Below are 14,493 nucleotides of genomic sequence, written 5' to 3' on the forward strand. Positions count from 1 at the left end.
CTCCCCCTGCAACGACACTCAGCCGGCAGAGGATATCACGCGGCGGACCCGGGTTCGATTCCTTGAACGCCGGGCCCATCGCGTCATTTGGCTGCACTGCAGAATTTGAGCGCTATCGGTGCACGGCGGACGCTGGCAAGCCGCCTGCCCGACAGCTCTGTGGTTTCACGGCCTCGTCAGCAGCGCCACACGCCCGATCGCCTTGCGCTCGATCAACAGCCGCATCGCTTTCGCATAGTCTTCGAGCGGCAGCCGGTGCGAGATGTTCGGCCGCACCCGGCCGGCCTCGGCCCATTCGCTCAGCGCCTTGAACCTGACCTCGCCGAGCGCGGGATCCTTGCGCACCGCCTCGCCGGCGCGAACGCCGAGCACGCTCGCACCCTTGATCATCAGCAGATTGGTGCGGGCAAGACCGATGCCGCCGGTGAAGCCGACGACGAGAATCCGCGCGCCCCAGTTGATGCAGCGCATCGAGTTCTCGAACACCTCGCCGCCGACAGGATCGAACACGAGATCGGCGCCGCGACCGTCGGTGAGGCGCTTGACCGCATCGCGGAACGGCTCGCGTGCATAGAGCACGAGATGATCCGCGCCGCGCGCCTTGGCGATCGCAAGCTTCTCCTCGCTCGAGGCCGCGGCGATCACGGTGGCGCCGAGCAGCTTGCCGATCTCGACCGCGGCAAGCCCGACACCGCCGCCGGCGCCATGCACCAGCAGCACCTCGCCCGGCTTGATCTGCCCGCGATCGATCAGCGCATGATAGGCGGTGCCGTGCGCGGCCAGGAAGGTCGCGCCTTCCGCGTAGTCGAAAGTCGACGGCACCGGCACGAGCTGCGACGGCGTTGCAACCGTCTCGTCGCAATAGGCGCCGAAGCGCATCTTGACGATCACCTTGTCGCCGACGGCAACACCGGCTGCGTCATTGACTTCGACGACATCGCCGGCCGCTTCCGAGCCCGGCGTGAACGGCAGCGGCGGCTTGAGCTGGTACTCGCCGGCGGCCATCAGGATGTCGGGGAAATTGATCCCGGCGGCGCGGATCGCAACCCGCACCTGGCCCGGCTGCAAAGGCACCGAGGCAAAGTTCTCGAGCTGCAGGCGCTCGGGCGGCCCGAGCTCGCGGCAAACGACGGCTTTCGGCATCAGGCGGCCCGCGCCTTGAGGCGCGCCAGCGCCTCGCGGATCAGCGGCAAGCGATCGTTGCCGAAATACATGTCAGTCTTGTCGAGATAGATCGTCGGCGAGCCGAAGCCGCCGCGCGCCATCACCTCCTCGGTGTTGGCCTTGAGCTGATCCTTGATCGCCTGGTCGCCGATGCCGGCCAGGAACTGCGCCGGATCGATCCCGAGCTTGGTGCAGATCTCGGTCAGCACCGCATCCTGCGAGATGTCCTTGTCGTCGCCCCAATAGGTCTCGAACACCGCGCGTGCGAACGGCACCATCTTCTCGTTGCCGAGAAGGATGCAGCCGCGCATCGCCTTGACGCTGTTCACGGGAAACACGGTCGGCGGCATCTTGATCGCAAGGCCGGCCGAGCGCGCCCAGTCGGTGAGATCCTTCTTCATGTAGCGCGCCTTCAGCGGCACCGGCTTCTCGCGCTGCGCGTAGACCGACGGATTGACGGTGTTGAAGATGCCGCCGACCAGGATCGGCCGCCAGGTGATCGGCGCATCGAACTCCTTCGCGATCGGCTGGATGTTGTGCCAGGCGAGATAGGTCCACGGGCTGGAGCAGTCGAAGAAGAATTCGATCATGGCGTTTCCCTTTGTCTTTTCCACATTCATTCTCGTCATTCCGGGATGCGCCGCAAGGCGCAGAGCTCGCGACTGTGTCGCGCCACGGAATAACGGGCATCATTTCTTCTCGACCAGCTCCTTCGCACGCTGGCCGAACATGTTCTTGCGCGATTCCTCGTCAAACGGCTCCTTGACGAACTTTCCGATCGCAAGGCCCGCCTGCACCTGCGGCCGGGCGCGCACCGCCGCGTACCAGCGCTTGATGTTCGGGAAATCGTCGAGGGTGAAGCCCTGCGCCTTGTGGGTCATGGTCCAGGGGAAGCAGGCGATGTCGGCGATCGAATAGTCGTCGCCGGCGATATAGGCGCCGGTCCTGCCGAGCTGGCGGTCGAGCACGCCGTAGAGCCGCGCCGTCTCGTCGCGGTAACGTTCGATCGCGTAGGGAATCTTCTCGGCCGCATAGAGCGCGAAATGGCCGTGCTGGCCGAGCATCGGCCCGAGGCCGCCCATCTGCCACATCACCCATTGGATGACGTTCGACCGCGCACGCAGCTCCCGCGACAGAAAACGGCCGGCCTTGTCGGCGAGATAGATCAGGATCGCGCCGGTCTCGAACACCGAGAACGGCCCGCCGCCGTCGGCGGGCGCGTGGTCGACGATGGCAGGAATCCGGTTGTTCGGGCTGATCGCCAGGAATTCGGGCCGAAACTGCTCGCCGGCGCGGATGTTCACCGGGATCACCTTGTAGGGCAGCCCCAGTTCCTCCAGCATGATCGAGATCTTCCAGCCGTTCGGCGTCGGCGCGTAGTGCAGGTCGATCATCGGCGTTCTATTCCCCGTCACAAAGACTTTTGTTGTTCTGTACCTCCACCTTAGGACATGGCACACAAGCGCTCAATCAGAACCCAACAGGAGGCACCCATGCTGTTTCCAACCACGATCGCTGGCTCGCTGCCGAAGCCGGAATGGCTGGCGGAGCCGAACATGTTGTGGGCACCCTGGAAGTCGGAGGGCGCCGAGCTCGCCCGCGCCAAGCGCGATGCCACCGTGCTCGCGGTCAAGCTGCAGGAAGATGCCGGCGTCGACATCGTCACCGAGGGTGAGCAGGCGCGCCAGCATTTCGTGCACGGCTTCCTGGAGCGGATCGAGGGCATCGACTTCGCGCACAAGGTCGAGATGGGCATCCGCAAGGACCGCTATAAGGCGATGGTGCCGCAGGTGGTCGCACCGCTGCAGCTCAAGGGACGCGTCCACGAGGGCGAGGCCCGTGCGGCCCGCGCGCACACCAGGAACCGGCTGAAATTCACCCTGCCCGGCCCGATGACGATCATCGATACCATCGCCGACAAATATTACGGCGACCGCGTGAAGATGGCCTTCGCTTTCGCGGAGCTTTTGAATCAGGAGGCGAAGGCGCTCGAGGCCGACGGCGTCGACATGATCCAGTTCGACGAGCCCGCGTTCAACGTCTACATGGACCAAGTGCGCGACTGGGGCATCAAGGCCCTGGAGCGCGCCGCCGAAGGCCTGACCTGCGCCACCGCCGTGCACATCTGCTACGGCTACGGCATCAAGGCCAACACCGACTGGAAGCAGACGCTTGGCGGCGAGTGGCGGCAATACGAGGAGACCTTCCCCGTCATCGACAAGAGCACGATCCAGCAGGTCGCGATCGAATGCCGCAACTCGAAGGTGCCGATCGAACTGCTGGCGGCGCTCCCCGGCAAGATCGTGCAGGCCGGCGTGATCGACGTCGCCAGCGACGAGATCGAGACCGCTGAGGACGTCGTCAAGGTGATCGAGGCGGTCGCCAAGCACGTGCCGAAGGGCAACATCATCGCGACCACCAATTGCGGCATGGCGCCGATGCGGCGGGACATCGCGGAAGCCAAGCTGATTGCGCTGGGCGCCGGTGCCAAGCTGGCGCGGCAGCGGCTGGCGTAAGGATGACGCCGGCCGATCAACCCAGAACGGCCATCGCGCTCGGATGCAACACCGGCCGGTAGCCCGCCTGGAAGGCGCGCACCGTCGATGGCGGCGTCAGCAGCATGGCCGGCTCGGGTACGTCGGCCCGGCTGTAACCGGCGAACGACCAGCGCAACGTGGCGCCGTCGGCGACGAGGTAGCTCTCCCCGCTCGCCTGCACCATCGTCCCGTCGGGCATGTCGCGCAATCGCACCGGCAGCGGATGCAGCCGCTTCCTGCCGCGGTCGAGCCGCTCGGCATGCAGCACCGCATCCATCGCCTTGGCGCTCAGATCGCTCACACCGTTGCCCTGCTCCCAGCAGTTGCGAAACCGCTTGGCATCGTCACGGCGGCAGTAGAAGCAGGGCCGGTGTCCGGCCGCGAACGCGGTGGCCTCATCGAGGAAGAACAGCTCGGTCCAGCTCTGCCGGCTCATCACCTCGCGCCGTCGTCCCCTGAACTCGCAGACGCAGGTGAGCCAGGCCGGGCTCGACCAGCGCTTGTTCAGAAGCGTGCGCGTCGCGGGATCGTGGATGATGCCGCGATTGCCGGTGAAGGTGCCGCGATGTTCTGAGGCGACGATGTCGCCGGTGGGCGTGACGCGGTTTTGCAGGGGCATGGCAAATCCGATCGTTCGTCGCCGTCATTCCGGGGCGATGCGAAGCATCGAACCCGGAATCTCGAGATTCCCCGGTGCGCAACAGCGCACCTGAGGTTCGCGTCTTCGACGCGCCCCGGAATGACGACGACGTCACGCCGCGCCGTCGCGGAGCGGCGGCTGGAACGACAGCGCGGTATCCCAAGGGAAGAAGATCCAGGTGTCCTGCGACACCTCGGTGATGTAGGTGTCGACCAGCGGCCGGCCCTTCGGCTTGGCATAGACGGTCGCGAAATGCGCGTCCGGCAGAAGCTCGCGCACCAGCCTGCCGGTCTTGCCGGTATCGACGAGGTCGTCGACGATCAACAGTCCCTTGCCGGTGCCGCCGCCGAGCTTGGCGGTCTGCTCCGAAATGCCCTTGAGCACCTTCAGGTCGCCTTGCTTGTCGTGGTCGTAGCTGGCGACGCAGACGGTATCGATCACCCGCAAGCCGAGCTCGCGCGCCACGATCGCCGCCGGCACCAGCCCGCCGCGGGTGATCGCGATCACCGCGTGGAACGGGCCGACCTCGTTGAGCCGCCAGGTCAGCGCCCGGCAATCCCGGTGGAATTGATCCCACGAGACCGGGAACGGCCTGCCGGCCCGATCCTGTGCACTCGGTTCGGAATTTCTTTCAACCATATCGTCTCAACCCGCCGGCTTCTTCTGCGCGGCCTGCACTTGCTTCAGCATCTCCTTCACCGCGATCATCGCCGCGGCGAGCTTTTCCGGATCGCGCGAGCGGACCACCAGATTGGTGTTCGGCTTCTGGTTCTCGTCCTGGAACGGATAGCTGCCGATGATGGTGTCGGGATTGGCTTCCGCGATCGCCCGCAGCGGGCCGCCGATATCGCCTTCCCTTGCGTCGGCGCGAACCGAGTCCGACAGCATCCGCACGCCGGACTTCAGGGTCGGCGCCACGATATCCATCATCGCCTGCATGATGGTGGGGATGCCGGCCATCACGATGACATTGCCGAGCTTGAAGCCCGGCGCCAGGATCGTCGCGCTCTGGATCAGCTCGGCGCCGTCAGGCACCCGGGCCATTCTGAGCCGCGCCTCGTTGAGGTCCTGCTCGCTCCAGCGCTCCCTGAACCGCGCCACCACCTCGGGGTGATGGTGGATATCGACCCCGAACGCCTTCGCCACGCTGTCGGCGGTGATGTCGTCATGGGTCGGCCCGATGCCGCCAGTGGTGAACACGTAAGTGTACCTATGCCGCAGCGCATCAAGGGCGGAGACGATGTCGGCCTCGTCGTCGGCGACGACGCGGACCTCCTTCAGGTCGATGCCGATGTTGGTCAGGTATTCGGCGATGAAGCCGATGTTCTTGTCCTTGGTCCGGCCGGACAGGATCTCGTCGCCGATCACCAATATCCCCGCCGTGACGATCTCGCTCATGGTCTCATTCCCTAACTTGATCCCCTGACATTGCCGATCCAATGCCTTGATGTCACGGGGTTTTGCCGCCGAATTAAGCAGACCTCAGCCGGTTTTTCGGGCAGGCCTTCCACTTCACCCATAGCAAATGCCGCAAGCCAATGCATATCGCGCTGGCCCGCCCCTTGCTACCATCCCATCAAGTCATGCACTGTGTCACATGGCTTGGGAGGGCAGTCGGGCTATATGGCAGTCGCGTTCGATGAGATGAACGGCCTCGGCGAGGATCTCCGCCCGGCCTACCAGGAGCTCTCCCGCTGGCTCAAAGAGACGCCACCGGATGCGCTCGAATATCGACGCCAGGAAGCGGAGCTGCTGTTCCGCCGGATCGGCATCACCTTCGCGGTCTATGGCGATGCCGAGGCCCAGGAGCGGCTGATCCCCTTCGACGTCATCCCCCGCATCATGTCGGCGACCGAGTGGACGCTGCTGGAGAAGGGCCTCAAGCAGCGCGTGCTCGCGCTCAACATGTTCTTGAAGGACATCTATCACGGCCGCGACATCCTGCGCGCCAACGTCATCCCCGAAGACCTGATCTTCCAGAACCCGGTGTTCCGTCCGGAGATGAACGGCCAGGACGTGCCGCACGACATCTACGTCCACATCGCCGGCATCGACATCATCCGCACCGATCCCGACAATTTCATCGTGCTGGAGGACAATGCGCGCACGCCATCCGGCGTGTCCTATATGCTGGAAAACCGCGAGATCATGATGCGGCTGTTTCCGGACCTGTTCGCGCGGCACCGCGTCGCGCCCGTGGAGCGTTATCCGGACGAGCTGCTGTCGGCGCTGCGGTCGGTCGCGCCGCACAGCGCCTCCGCCGAGCCGACGGTCGCGTTGATGACGCCCGGCGTCTACAACTCGGCCTATTACGAGCACTCCTTCCTGGCCGACAAGCTCGGCATCGAGCTGGTCGAGGGGCGCGACCTCATCGTCAAGAACGACGAGGTGTTCATGCGCACCACCGAGGGGCTGAAGCGGGTCGACGTGATCTACCGCCGCGTCGACGACGATTTTCTCGATCCCCTCACCTTCCGTCCGGATTCCGCGCTCGGCGTCCCCGGACTGATGTCGGCCTACGCCGCCGGCAACATCACGCTCGCCAATGCGGTCGGCACCGGCATCGCCGACGACAAGGCGATCTATTCCTACATGCCTGACATCGTGAAGTTCTACCTCAGCGAGGAGCCGATCCTGAAGAACGTGCAGACCTGGCGCTGCCGCGAACCGCAGGACCTGTCCTACGTGCTCGACAACCTCGCCGACCTCGTCGTCAAGGAAGTGCACGGCTCGGGCGGCTACGGCATGCTGATCGGACCCGCCGCCACCAAGGCGACCATCGAGGCATTCCGCGACAAGCTCAAGCGCGAGCCCGAGGGCTTCATCGCCCAGCCGACGCTGGCGCTGTCGACCTGCCCGACCTGCACCGACAAGGGGCTGGCGCCGCGCCATGTCGACCTCCGCCCGTTCGTCCTGACCGGCTCTAGCCACACCACCATCGTGCCCGGCGGGCTAACCCGCGTCGCGCTGAAGGAAGGCTCGCTCGTCGTCAATTCGAGCCAGGGCGGCGGCACCAAGGACACCTGGATACTGAGTGAGTGATTTGAAGCCAAACGCGCTGCGCGAGTTCTCCCTCCCCCTGCAAGGGGGAGGGTCGGTGTGGGGGGTCGGCCGCATACGCCGAATGGAGAGAAGACCCCCCCACCCGCCGCTGCGCGTCGACCTCCCCCTTTCAGGGGGAGGTGAAACACGTTTCGTCTTGTAGGGACTATCGCATGCTGTCGCGCACCGCCGAAAACCTGTTCTGGCTGGCCCGTTACGTCGAACGCGCCGAATATTTGGCGCGCACCATCGATGCGACGTTGCGCGTCACCGCGCTGCCCGCGGCCTATGTCGGCAAGACCAATGAGTGGGATTCCGCACTGCTCACCGCCGGCGTCGGCGCGAGCTTCTACGATTACTATGAGGAAGCCAACGAGCGGAACGTCATCGAATATCTCTCCTTCTCGTCGGAAAATCCCTCCTCGATCAAGAACTGCATCGAGGCGGCGCGGCTCAATTCGCGCTCGGTGCGCACCGCGCTGACGTCGGAGATGTGGGACACCATCAATTCAGCCTGGATCGAGCTGCAGGCGGTCTGGAACAAGGGTCCCGCCAACCGCGAGGAGCTGGCCAAATTCCTGCGCTTCGTGCAGGAGACCTCGCTGCGTTTCGACGGCTCGGCCTACCGCACCATGCTGCGCAACGACGCCTACTGGTTCTCGCGGCTCGGGGTCCATCTCGAGCGCGCCGACAACACCGCGCGGATTCTCGACGTGAAGTATCACATGCTGTTGCCCGAGGAGGAGCATGTCGGCGGCCCGCTGGACTACTATCAATGGACCTCGATCCTGCGCTCGGTGTCGGCAACGACCGCCTATCACTGGGTCTACCGGGAAACCCTGAAGCCCTGGCTGATCGCCGATCTCCTGATCCTCAACGATACGCTGCCGCGCTCGCTTGCCAGCTGCTACAGCAACCTCGTGCGCAACCTCGACCAGATCGGCGTCGCCTATGGCCGCCAGGGCGCCTCGCAACGCCATGCCCGCGGCATCAGGAACCGGCTCGAGCACAGCAACATGGACGATATCTTCCAGCACGGTGTGCACGAATTCATCCAGGAATTCATCGCGGACAATTCGCGGCTGGGTGAGATCATCACCAAGCAGTACCTGATCTGACCGGTTTTGACGCAAAATCTCGGCATGGCCGGGGCCCGCCCCCGTCATCGACATCTTGCATTCGCGGCCGATTAGGAAGAAAGACGTGGGTGCCCGGGAAGGGTCCGGGCATGACAGTCCTGCCCCGAAAAACCGACTGAACTCCGGTTGAGCCATGCGCCTGCGGATAGCCCATACCACCACGTATCGCTACGAGCCGGCGGCCTCGGGCGTGATCCAGATTCTGCGGATGACGCCCGGCAGCCATGACGGCCAATATGTCGCGGACTGGCAGATCGACGTCTCGACCGATTCCCGGCTCGACACCCATGAGGACGCCTTCGGCAACGTCACCCATGTGCTGACGCATGGTTCGATCAGCGACCTCACGATCCATTGCGAAGGCCTGGTCGAGACTCACGACACCGGCGGCGTCCTGAAGGGCACCGACGAGCGGTTTCCGCCGAGCCTGTTCCTTCGCGCCACATCGCTGACCGACCTCAACCCGGCGATGACGGCCATCGTGCGCGAGCTGCGCACCGAGGCCGGCGGCGACGTGCTCGGCTTCCTGCACGCGCTGATGGCGCAGATCTACGAGCACATGACCTTCGACGAGGACCCGACCAACAGCGCCACCTCGGCCGCCGAGGCGTTCGCGCTGAAGCGCGGTGTCTGCCAGGACTACGCGCACATCCTGATCGCCTGCGCGCGCGCCGGCGGCGTTCCGGCGCGGTTCGTCTCCGGCCACTTCCTGCGCTCCGACGGCATGGTCAACCAGCAGGCCGGCCACGCCTGGGCCGAGGCCTTCGTGCCCGATCTCGGCTGGGTCGGCTTCGACGCCGCCAACGGCATCTGCACCACCGACGCCCATGCCCGCGTCGCGATCGGCCTCGACTATCTCGGCGCCGCCCCGGTCCGCGGCACCCGCTATGGCGGCGGCAACGAGACGCTGACGGTCGCGGTCAAGGTCGACCAGGCCGGACGGCCCGGACAGTGGCAGAGCCAGACGCAGTCGTAGGGCTGATCCCTCTCGGCGTCCGTCATTGCGAGCCAACGGGTCGCGCGAACGCGCGCCCGATGACAGGCTCCGCCAAGCAATCCATCTGACCGCTTGCGGAGGCAAGGATTGCTTCGTCGCCTCGCTCCTCGCAATGACGGCAGGGGTGCTATGATCGCTGCTTCAACCACACCAGCGGGACAAGCCATGGCCACCGTAAAACTGCTTTCCGACGCCGAACTCCCGGCGGAGGCACGCGCCGTCTTCGACGACATCCGCAAGACGCGGAACTCGGACTTCATCAACAATTTCTGGCGCGCGCTCGCGCACGATCCGAAGACCCTGCGGCGGACTTGGGAGAGCATCAAGGAGGTGATGGCACCGGGCGCGCTCGATCCGAAGGTCAAGGAGATGCTCTACGTCGCCGTCTCGGTGGCGCACGGCTGCAGCTATTGCATTCACTCGCACACCGCGAGCGCCCGCGCCAAGGGCATGACCGACGCAGAATATCAGGAAATGCTGGCGATCGTCGGCATGGCCGCCGAAACCAACCGGCTGGTCACGGCGCTCGGCGTACCCGTCGACGAGGCCTTCCTCGTCGACGCACCGGCGGGACAGAGGCAGGAGCCGTGACGGCCCTGCCTGGCTCGCGCATGAGTGATGTCACGAAATGCGCTCAACGTCGGATTTGAGGACAACCAGGAAACGGGCAGCTTCGCCGCCCGTCACCACCCGATGATCGAAGGTCAGCGATAGCGGCAGCGTGCGTCGGACCGCAACCTGCCCCCGAAGCGCGACCACGCGCTCCGATATCCGCCCGGCACCGACGATCGCCGTCTGCGGCGGCACGATGATGAGATTGGCAAACCGGCCTCCGATCATGCCGAAGTTCGACAACGTGATCGTCGCACCGCGCAGTTCCTCCGGGGGTATCGCGCGCGCGATTGCGTCGGCTCGCAGACGGTCGAGTCCGGCCCGCAGGTCCGATACGCTCCGCTCCGCGACGTTGCGCAGCACGGGAACGATCAGGCCGCCGCCGGTGTCGACGGCGATGCCGAGATCGATGCGCTCGATCAGGCGCCGTTCTCCCGTACCGGATTGATACCAGGCATTGAGCGCGGGCTCTGCCTTGCAGGCGGCGGCGATCGCCCGCGCCATGCGGATTGTCACGTCCTCGCCCTGCCGCCAATCGTCGATGTCGGCTTCATCGGTGACCGTCGCGGGGACGACTTCCGCGTGCGCTGCCGTCATGCGTTGGGCCATCGCGCGGCGCAAGCCGCGCAGCGGCTCGGCGGGTCCGCTGTGAGACATCCGCTTCGCCGCCCTCTCGACATCGGCCCGCGTGATGGTGCCGCCGGGCCCGGTCGCCTCGACGAGATCGAGCGCGACGTCAAGCTTGCGCGCAAGGGCGCGCACTGCCGGAAATACTTGGGCTCCCTGCCCGCTCGGCGCCGAAGCAGTTGCTGGCGCCGGCCGCTGCTCGCCGGTGTCGAGTTCGCCCACAATCGTGCCGGTGTCCTGCCCGGCGTCCTCGGCAAACTCGACGAGCGGCGCGCCGACCTTCACGATATCGCCCTTGGCACCGAACAGGCGCGCGATGCGTCCGCTCGACGGCGCCGGTATCTCGACCACCGCCTTGTCGGTCTCGACCGAAACGAGCGGCTGATCGGTCACGACGTGATCGCCCTCGTTGACGTACCAGGTGACGATCTCAGCTTCTTCAAGACCTTCACCAAGGTCCGGCAACGTGAACTGGCGCATGGCACAAGGTCCGTTGGTGTTCAGTTGTACTGGTGCGCCTTTCGGGCTGCGGTCACGATGCGTCCGACCGACGGCATGTAGCGTTGCTCGAGGCGGGCCATCGGGATGATCGTGTCGTAGCCGGTGACGCGGGTCACGGGTGCGAGCAGCGAGGATAGTCCGCGCTCGGCAATCATGGCTGCGATCTCCGCGCCAAATCCGCCGGTGTGCGCGGCCTCGTGCACGATGACGCAGCGCCCGGTCTTTGCGACCGACCTCAGCACTGTGTTTTCATCGTAGGGCTTGAGCGTGGCGAGGTCGATAACCTCGGCAGCGATGCTCTCGTCGGCGAGCGCGTCCGCTGCGGCCATCGTTTCCTTCAGCATCGCACCCCAGCTGATCAGCGTGACGTCGCGACCTTCCCTCTCGACAAAGGCGCGATCCATCGGCAAGGCTTCGCCGTTGTCCTCGACCTCGCCTTTCACGGCGCGGTACAACCGCGTCGGCTCCAGGAACACCACCGGATCTGGATCGCGGATCGCGGCGAGGAGAAGTCCATAGGCGCGCTCCGGCGACGAAGGCATCACGACACGCAAGCCCGGAATGTGGGCCAGCATCGCCTCGGTGCTTTCGGAATGATGCTCGGGCGCGCGAATGCCGGCACCATGCGGCGTCCGTAGGACCATCGGACAGGTCAGTCGTCCCTGGGTACGGTTGCGCAGCCGTGATGCGTGGTTCACCAGCTGATCGAGACAGGGATAAATAAATCCCATGAACTGGATTTCGCCGACCGGCTTCAATCCCTGCGCGGCCATGCCGACGCAGAGCCCGCTGATCAGGAGTTCGGCAAGCGGCGTATCAAGAACGCGCTCCGGACCGAAGCGCTCCTGCAAGCCGACGGTCGCGCGGAAGACGCCGCCATTGACGCCGACATCCTCGCCGAGCACGACCACATCGGGATCATCCGCCATGGCGCGGCCGAGAGCCAGATTGATGGCTTCGACCAACGTGACTTCAGGCATCGTCCTCTCCCGCGAGTTCGCGGCGCTGCTCGGCATACGCCTCGGGCAGCTCGGCATAGAGGTTGTCGAACATGGTTTCGGCTCGGCGCGGCGGCGTCTTCAGATAGCGCTCCACCGCCGCTTCGATGCGCTCATGGCACTCGGCGGCGAGCTGCTCCTCGTCCGCCTTGGTCCACATCTTCTGACCCACAAGATAGGACCTGAGGCGCGCGATCGGCTCTTCCTTCCAGTGGGCCTGGACTTCTTCGGCCGAACGATAGCGCAATGCATCATCTGACGTCGTGTGATCGCCGAGCCGGTAGGTGACCGCTTCGATGAAGTGAGGGCCCTTGCCGTCGCGGGCAGCGGCAATGGCCTCCTCGGCGGCGGCACGCATCGCCACCACGTCACTTCCGTCCACCTGCTCGCCGCTGAACCCGGCGCCGATGGCCTTCTGCGCCAGCGTCTCGGACCCCGTCTGCAGCCGCAACGGCACCGATATGGCCCATTGATTGTTGGTGGCGACGAACACGAGCGGCAATTTGTGAACGCCAGCGAAATTCATGGCCTCGTAGACGTCGCCTTTCGAGGTAGCGCCGTCGCCGAACAAGCAGACGGCCACGCGCGGCTCCTTGCGCAGCTTCAGGGCATAGGCAACACCGGCGGCGTGCGGCGCCTGTGATCCGACGGGAACGCAGAACGGGAAATCGTGCACCGGACCGGAGAATTGATTGCCGCGTTCATCGCCGCCCCAGAACAGCAGGATCTCCTCCAGCTTGACGCCACGCCAAAGCAACGCACCATTATCGCGATAGGAGGGCAGCAGAACGTCATCCTCCCGCATCGCACTCGCGATGCCGACCGACACCGCCTCCTGGCCGAGCGAAACGGCATAGGTTCCCAGTCGACCAGTGCGCTGCAATGCAACCGCCTTTCGGTCAAACAGGCGCAAGAGCACCATCGACCGGTAAAGTTCGGCGAGCAGCCTGGCATCGGTGGCGAAGGCAGGAAGCGGCCGCTCTATCGAGCCGTCGGGCGCGAGATAATTGCGGCGGCGCACCTCAAAGCGCGCAATGACGGGGAGCTCTTCGTTTGCTCTTTTGCTGGCCACGCGCTCATTCCTGGAGCGGTTCTGCCTGCCACATTTAGCTATTTGGTGTTCGAGCCGCGACGATGCAATACCGCGGCAGCATCGCTCTGGGCGCACGCGTCAGCGGCCGGGTCGTGAGGATCGATCGACAGGATCCGTGGCACAGCGCCGCAACTGCGGTATAAGAGAGCATGGCAAATGGTCAGGTTGTCCTCGTAACAACTGCGCCGTTGGACGGCGGCCCGCCTGTTCGCTCGGTCTTCTTCGTGGCTGAAGGAGACGCGGCAAAGGCCACGGCAATTATTGCGGACATGATGGCCCCGAATGAAACGATCGAAGCGTGGGGGCCGCTTCCCGAAGCAGCTGTCAAGGCGCTCGGGTTGAAACCCGGTGACTACACCCACACCTGACTTGCATCGGATAGCTGTCCGGCGCGTCTGCGGCCGCATCCTTGCGCAGAGGGTGTGATCTTGACGCGGCCTCGCTTGCCACCCGCGCTCCCGATCACAACGCGGGGAGCCCTCTTTCTCGAGCAAGGGACATGGCGTAATCTGCAGCGAGCTGCCCTTAGACGGGACGGGCCGACGTCGCCGTTTGAAGGAACGGGCAGCGGTCAGGCCGTCGGCAGGCATCGCAGTCTGAAAGCAGCGCCTGCCTTATGGGGCGCTCCCTCAACTTCAACATGAAGCACGTTGGCCTGCCGCGCGCGCGGCAGACAAGGGCGGTGCGTAACCCTTGGAGGACGACATGGCGACATTCATATTGAGGATCGACTGGACCGACCAGGGAATTCGTAATGTCAAGGAAGCTCCCAAGCGCAGCCGAGCGGCGAAAGAACTCGCCAAGACGCTGGGTGTCGAAATCAAGGAGGTCTATCTCACCTCCGGCGAGCACGACATCCTTCTTCTCGCCGAGGCGCCTCTCGGCGACAACATCACAAAACTCGCGCTGGCCCTCAGTTCTCTGGGAAACATACGGACCTGCACATCACGGGCCTGGCCCGAGGCCGAGTGGACCAAGCTGATATCGGAGCTTCCGTAGCGGCTTCGGATGTCCAGTGGACCTCTGCGCGGCCTGACTGACGGGTACCATCGCTATTCTGACACCCGGCGATCGGCGCGAGCACTCCGCGCGTGCGCAGGGCGACTGTCTCTTATACACATCTGACGCTGCCGACGACCATGG

16 protein-coding genes are annotated in these 14,493 nt (G+C 65.0%); 7 read left to right on the top strand and 9 right to left on the bottom strand.

The genetic code is table 11. From position 1 onward, the window contains the following. Positions 1–165 precede the first annotated feature (165 nt). The 3 genes from PMN64_RS10275 to PMN64_RS10285 all read right to left on the bottom strand — a co-directional run bounded on the left by PMN64_RS10275 (position 166) and on the right by PMN64_RS10285 (position 2,558). On the bottom strand, positions 166–1,143 hold the full coding sequence (locus PMN64_RS10275) for an NADPH:quinone oxidoreductase family protein (RefSeq protein WP_411780603.1): 978 nt from the start codon (positions 1,141–1,143) through the stop codon (positions 166–168). Beyond that, entirely contained in the window at positions 1,143–1,754 is a 612-nt protein-coding gene (locus PMN64_RS10280) for a 2-hydroxychromene-2-carboxylate isomerase (protein ID WP_411780604.1), read from the bottom strand. The genes PMN64_RS10275 and PMN64_RS10280 overlap by 1 nt, the downstream gene beginning before the upstream one ends. A gap of 99 nt (positions 1,755–1,853) precedes the next feature. Further along, entirely contained in the window at positions 1,854–2,558 is a 705-nt protein-coding gene (locus PMN64_RS10285; RefSeq protein ID WP_411780605.1) for a glutathione binding-like protein, read from the bottom strand. 99 nt (positions 2,559–2,657) lie between these two features. Here PMN64_RS10285 and PMN64_RS10290 point away from each other — a divergent pair, with 99 nt between their 5' ends. Next, positions 2,658–3,680: a methionine synthase gene (locus PMN64_RS10290; RefSeq protein ID WP_411780606.1), complete on the top strand. Its 1,023-nt coding sequence runs from the start codon at positions 2,658–2,660 to the stop codon at positions 3,678–3,680. Positions 3,681–3,696: 16 nt separating this feature from the next. On the opposite strand, the gene PMN64_RS10295 is transcribed toward PMN64_RS10290, so the two are convergent. The 3 genes from PMN64_RS10295 to PMN64_RS10305 form a co-directional block, all read right to left on the bottom strand. After that, positions 3,697–4,320, bottom strand: coding sequence for a hypothetical protein (locus PMN64_RS10295; protein ID WP_411780607.1), 624 nt, complete (start codon positions 4,318–4,320; stop codon positions 3,697–3,699). Positions 4,321–4,452: 132 nt separating this feature from the next. Further along, positions 4,453–4,980: a xanthine phosphoribosyltransferase gene (gene gpt, locus PMN64_RS10300; RefSeq protein ID WP_028342908.1), complete on the bottom strand. Its 528-nt coding sequence runs from the start codon at positions 4,978–4,980 to the stop codon at positions 4,453–4,455. Between the two features lie 6 nt (positions 4,981–4,986). Further along, entirely contained in the window at positions 4,987–5,739 is a 753-nt protein-coding gene (locus tag PMN64_RS10305; RefSeq protein WP_028342907.1) for a competence/damage-inducible protein A, read from the bottom strand. Positions 5,740–5,964: 225 nt separating this feature from the next. Between PMN64_RS10305 and PMN64_RS10310 the strand changes: the two genes are divergently transcribed. The 4 genes from PMN64_RS10310 to PMN64_RS10325 all read left to right on the top strand — a co-directional run bounded on the left by PMN64_RS10310 (position 5,965) and on the right by PMN64_RS10325 (position 10,110). Then, positions 5,965–7,383: a circularly permuted type 2 ATP-grasp protein gene (locus PMN64_RS10310; protein WP_028342906.1), complete on the top strand. Its 1,419-nt coding sequence runs from the start codon at positions 5,965–5,967 to the stop codon at positions 7,381–7,383. A gap of 173 nt (positions 7,384–7,556) precedes the next feature. Beyond that, positions 7,557–8,501: an alpha-E domain-containing protein gene (locus tag PMN64_RS10315; RefSeq protein ID WP_411780608.1), complete on the top strand. Its 945-nt coding sequence runs from the start codon at positions 7,557–7,559 to the stop codon at positions 8,499–8,501. A gap of 154 nt (positions 8,502–8,655) precedes the next feature. Continuing rightward, on the top strand, positions 8,656–9,498 hold the full coding sequence (locus PMN64_RS10320; RefSeq protein WP_038383320.1) for a transglutaminase domain-containing protein: 843 nt from the start codon (positions 8,656–8,658) through the stop codon (positions 9,496–9,498). A 186-nt stretch (positions 9,499–9,684) separates the two neighbouring features. After that, on the top strand, positions 9,685–10,110 hold the full coding sequence (locus PMN64_RS10325) for a carboxymuconolactone decarboxylase family protein (protein WP_038383321.1): 426 nt from the start codon (positions 9,685–9,687) through the stop codon (positions 10,108–10,110). 30 nt (positions 10,111–10,140) lie between these two features. Here the strand turns inward: PMN64_RS10325 and PMN64_RS10330 are convergent, their stop codons facing one another. Genes PMN64_RS10330 through pdhA form a run of 3 tightly spaced genes read right to left on the bottom strand, consistent with a single transcriptional unit; the run spans position 10,141 to position 13,278 of the window. Then, complete coding sequence (locus PMN64_RS10330; protein ID WP_411780609.1) at positions 10,141–11,238, bottom strand: dihydrolipoamide acetyltransferase family protein; 1,098 nt, start codon at positions 11,236–11,238, stop codon at positions 10,141–10,143. A gap of 20 nt (positions 11,239–11,258) precedes the next feature. Next, positions 11,259–12,239, bottom strand: coding sequence for an alpha-ketoacid dehydrogenase subunit beta (locus PMN64_RS10335; protein WP_411780610.1), 981 nt, complete (start codon positions 12,237–12,239; stop codon positions 11,259–11,261). Then, a complete protein-coding gene (gene pdhA / locus PMN64_RS10340) occupies positions 12,232–13,278 on the bottom strand; it encodes a pyruvate dehydrogenase (acetyl-transferring) E1 component subunit alpha (protein ID WP_411780611.1) in 1,047 nt (348 codons plus the stop codon). Before pdhA ends, PMN64_RS10335 begins: the two co-directional genes overlap by 8 nt. 221 nt (positions 13,279–13,499) lie before the next feature. Between pdhA and PMN64_RS10345 the strand changes: the two genes are divergently transcribed. Further along, the gene (locus PMN64_RS10345) at positions 13,500–13,718 is read left to right on the top strand and encodes a hypothetical protein (RefSeq protein ID WP_028342900.1); all 219 of its coding nucleotides are present in this window, start codon (positions 13,500–13,502) and stop codon (positions 13,716–13,718) included. A gap of 337 nt (positions 13,719–14,055) precedes the next feature. Next, on the top strand, positions 14,056–14,349 hold the full coding sequence (locus tag PMN64_RS10350; protein ID WP_026192964.1) for a GYD domain-containing protein: 294 nt from the start codon (positions 14,056–14,058) through the stop codon (positions 14,347–14,349). Positions 14,350–14,493: the final 144 nt, after the last annotated feature.

Source organism: Bradyrhizobium sp. UFLA01-814 (genome assembly GCF_046718885.1).
Lineage (GTDB): Bacteria > Pseudomonadota > Alphaproteobacteria > Rhizobiales > Xanthobacteraceae > Bradyrhizobium > Bradyrhizobium elkanii.

Excerpts from the sequence above, each read along its gene's own strand:
- PMN64_RS10275 (WP_411780603.1), bottom strand. The coding sequence starts at position 1,143 with ATGCCGAAAGCCGTCGTTTGCCGCGAGCTCGGGCCGCCCGAGCGCCTG.
- PMN64_RS10280 (WP_411780604.1), bottom strand. The coding sequence starts at position 1,754 with ATGATCGAATTCTTCTTCGACTGCTCCAGCCCGTGGACCTATCTCGCC.
- PMN64_RS10285 (WP_411780605.1), bottom strand. The coding sequence starts at position 2,558 with ATGATCGACCTGCACTACGCGCCGACGCCGAACGGCTGGAAGATCTCG.
- PMN64_RS10290 (WP_411780606.1), top strand. The coding sequence starts at position 2,658 with ATGCTGTTTCCAACCACGATCGCTGGCTCGCTGCCGAAGCCGGAATGG.
- PMN64_RS10295 (WP_411780607.1), bottom strand. The coding sequence starts at position 4,320 with ATGCCCCTGCAAAACCGCGTCACGCCCACCGGCGACATCGTCGCCTCA.
- gpt (WP_028342908.1), bottom strand. The coding sequence starts at position 4,980 with ATGGTTGAAAGAAATTCCGAACCGAGTGCACAGGATCGGGCCGGCAGG.
- PMN64_RS10305 (WP_028342907.1), bottom strand. The coding sequence starts at position 5,739 with ATGAGCGAGATCGTCACGGCGGGGATATTGGTGATCGGCGACGAGATC.
- PMN64_RS10310 (WP_028342906.1), top strand. The coding sequence starts at position 5,965 with ATGGCAGTCGCGTTCGATGAGATGAACGGCCTCGGCGAGGATCTCCGC.
- PMN64_RS10315 (WP_411780608.1), top strand. The coding sequence starts at position 7,557 with ATGCTGTCGCGCACCGCCGAAAACCTGTTCTGGCTGGCCCGTTACGTC.
- PMN64_RS10320 (WP_038383320.1), top strand. The coding sequence starts at position 8,656 with ATGCGCCTGCGGATAGCCCATACCACCACGTATCGCTACGAGCCGGCG.
- PMN64_RS10325 (WP_038383321.1), top strand. The coding sequence starts at position 9,685 with ATGGCCACCGTAAAACTGCTTTCCGACGCCGAACTCCCGGCGGAGGCA.
- PMN64_RS10330 (WP_411780609.1), bottom strand. The coding sequence starts at position 11,238 with ATGCGCCAGTTCACGTTGCCGGACCTTGGTGAAGGTCTTGAAGAAGCT.
- PMN64_RS10335 (WP_411780610.1), bottom strand. The coding sequence starts at position 12,239 with ATGCCTGAAGTCACGTTGGTCGAAGCCATCAATCTGGCTCTCGGCCGC.
- PMN64_RS10345 (WP_028342900.1), top strand. The coding sequence starts at position 13,500 with ATGGCAAATGGTCAGGTTGTCCTCGTAACAACTGCGCCGTTGGACGGC.
- PMN64_RS10350 (WP_026192964.1), top strand. The coding sequence starts at position 14,056 with ATGGCGACATTCATATTGAGGATCGACTGGACCGACCAGGGAATTCGT.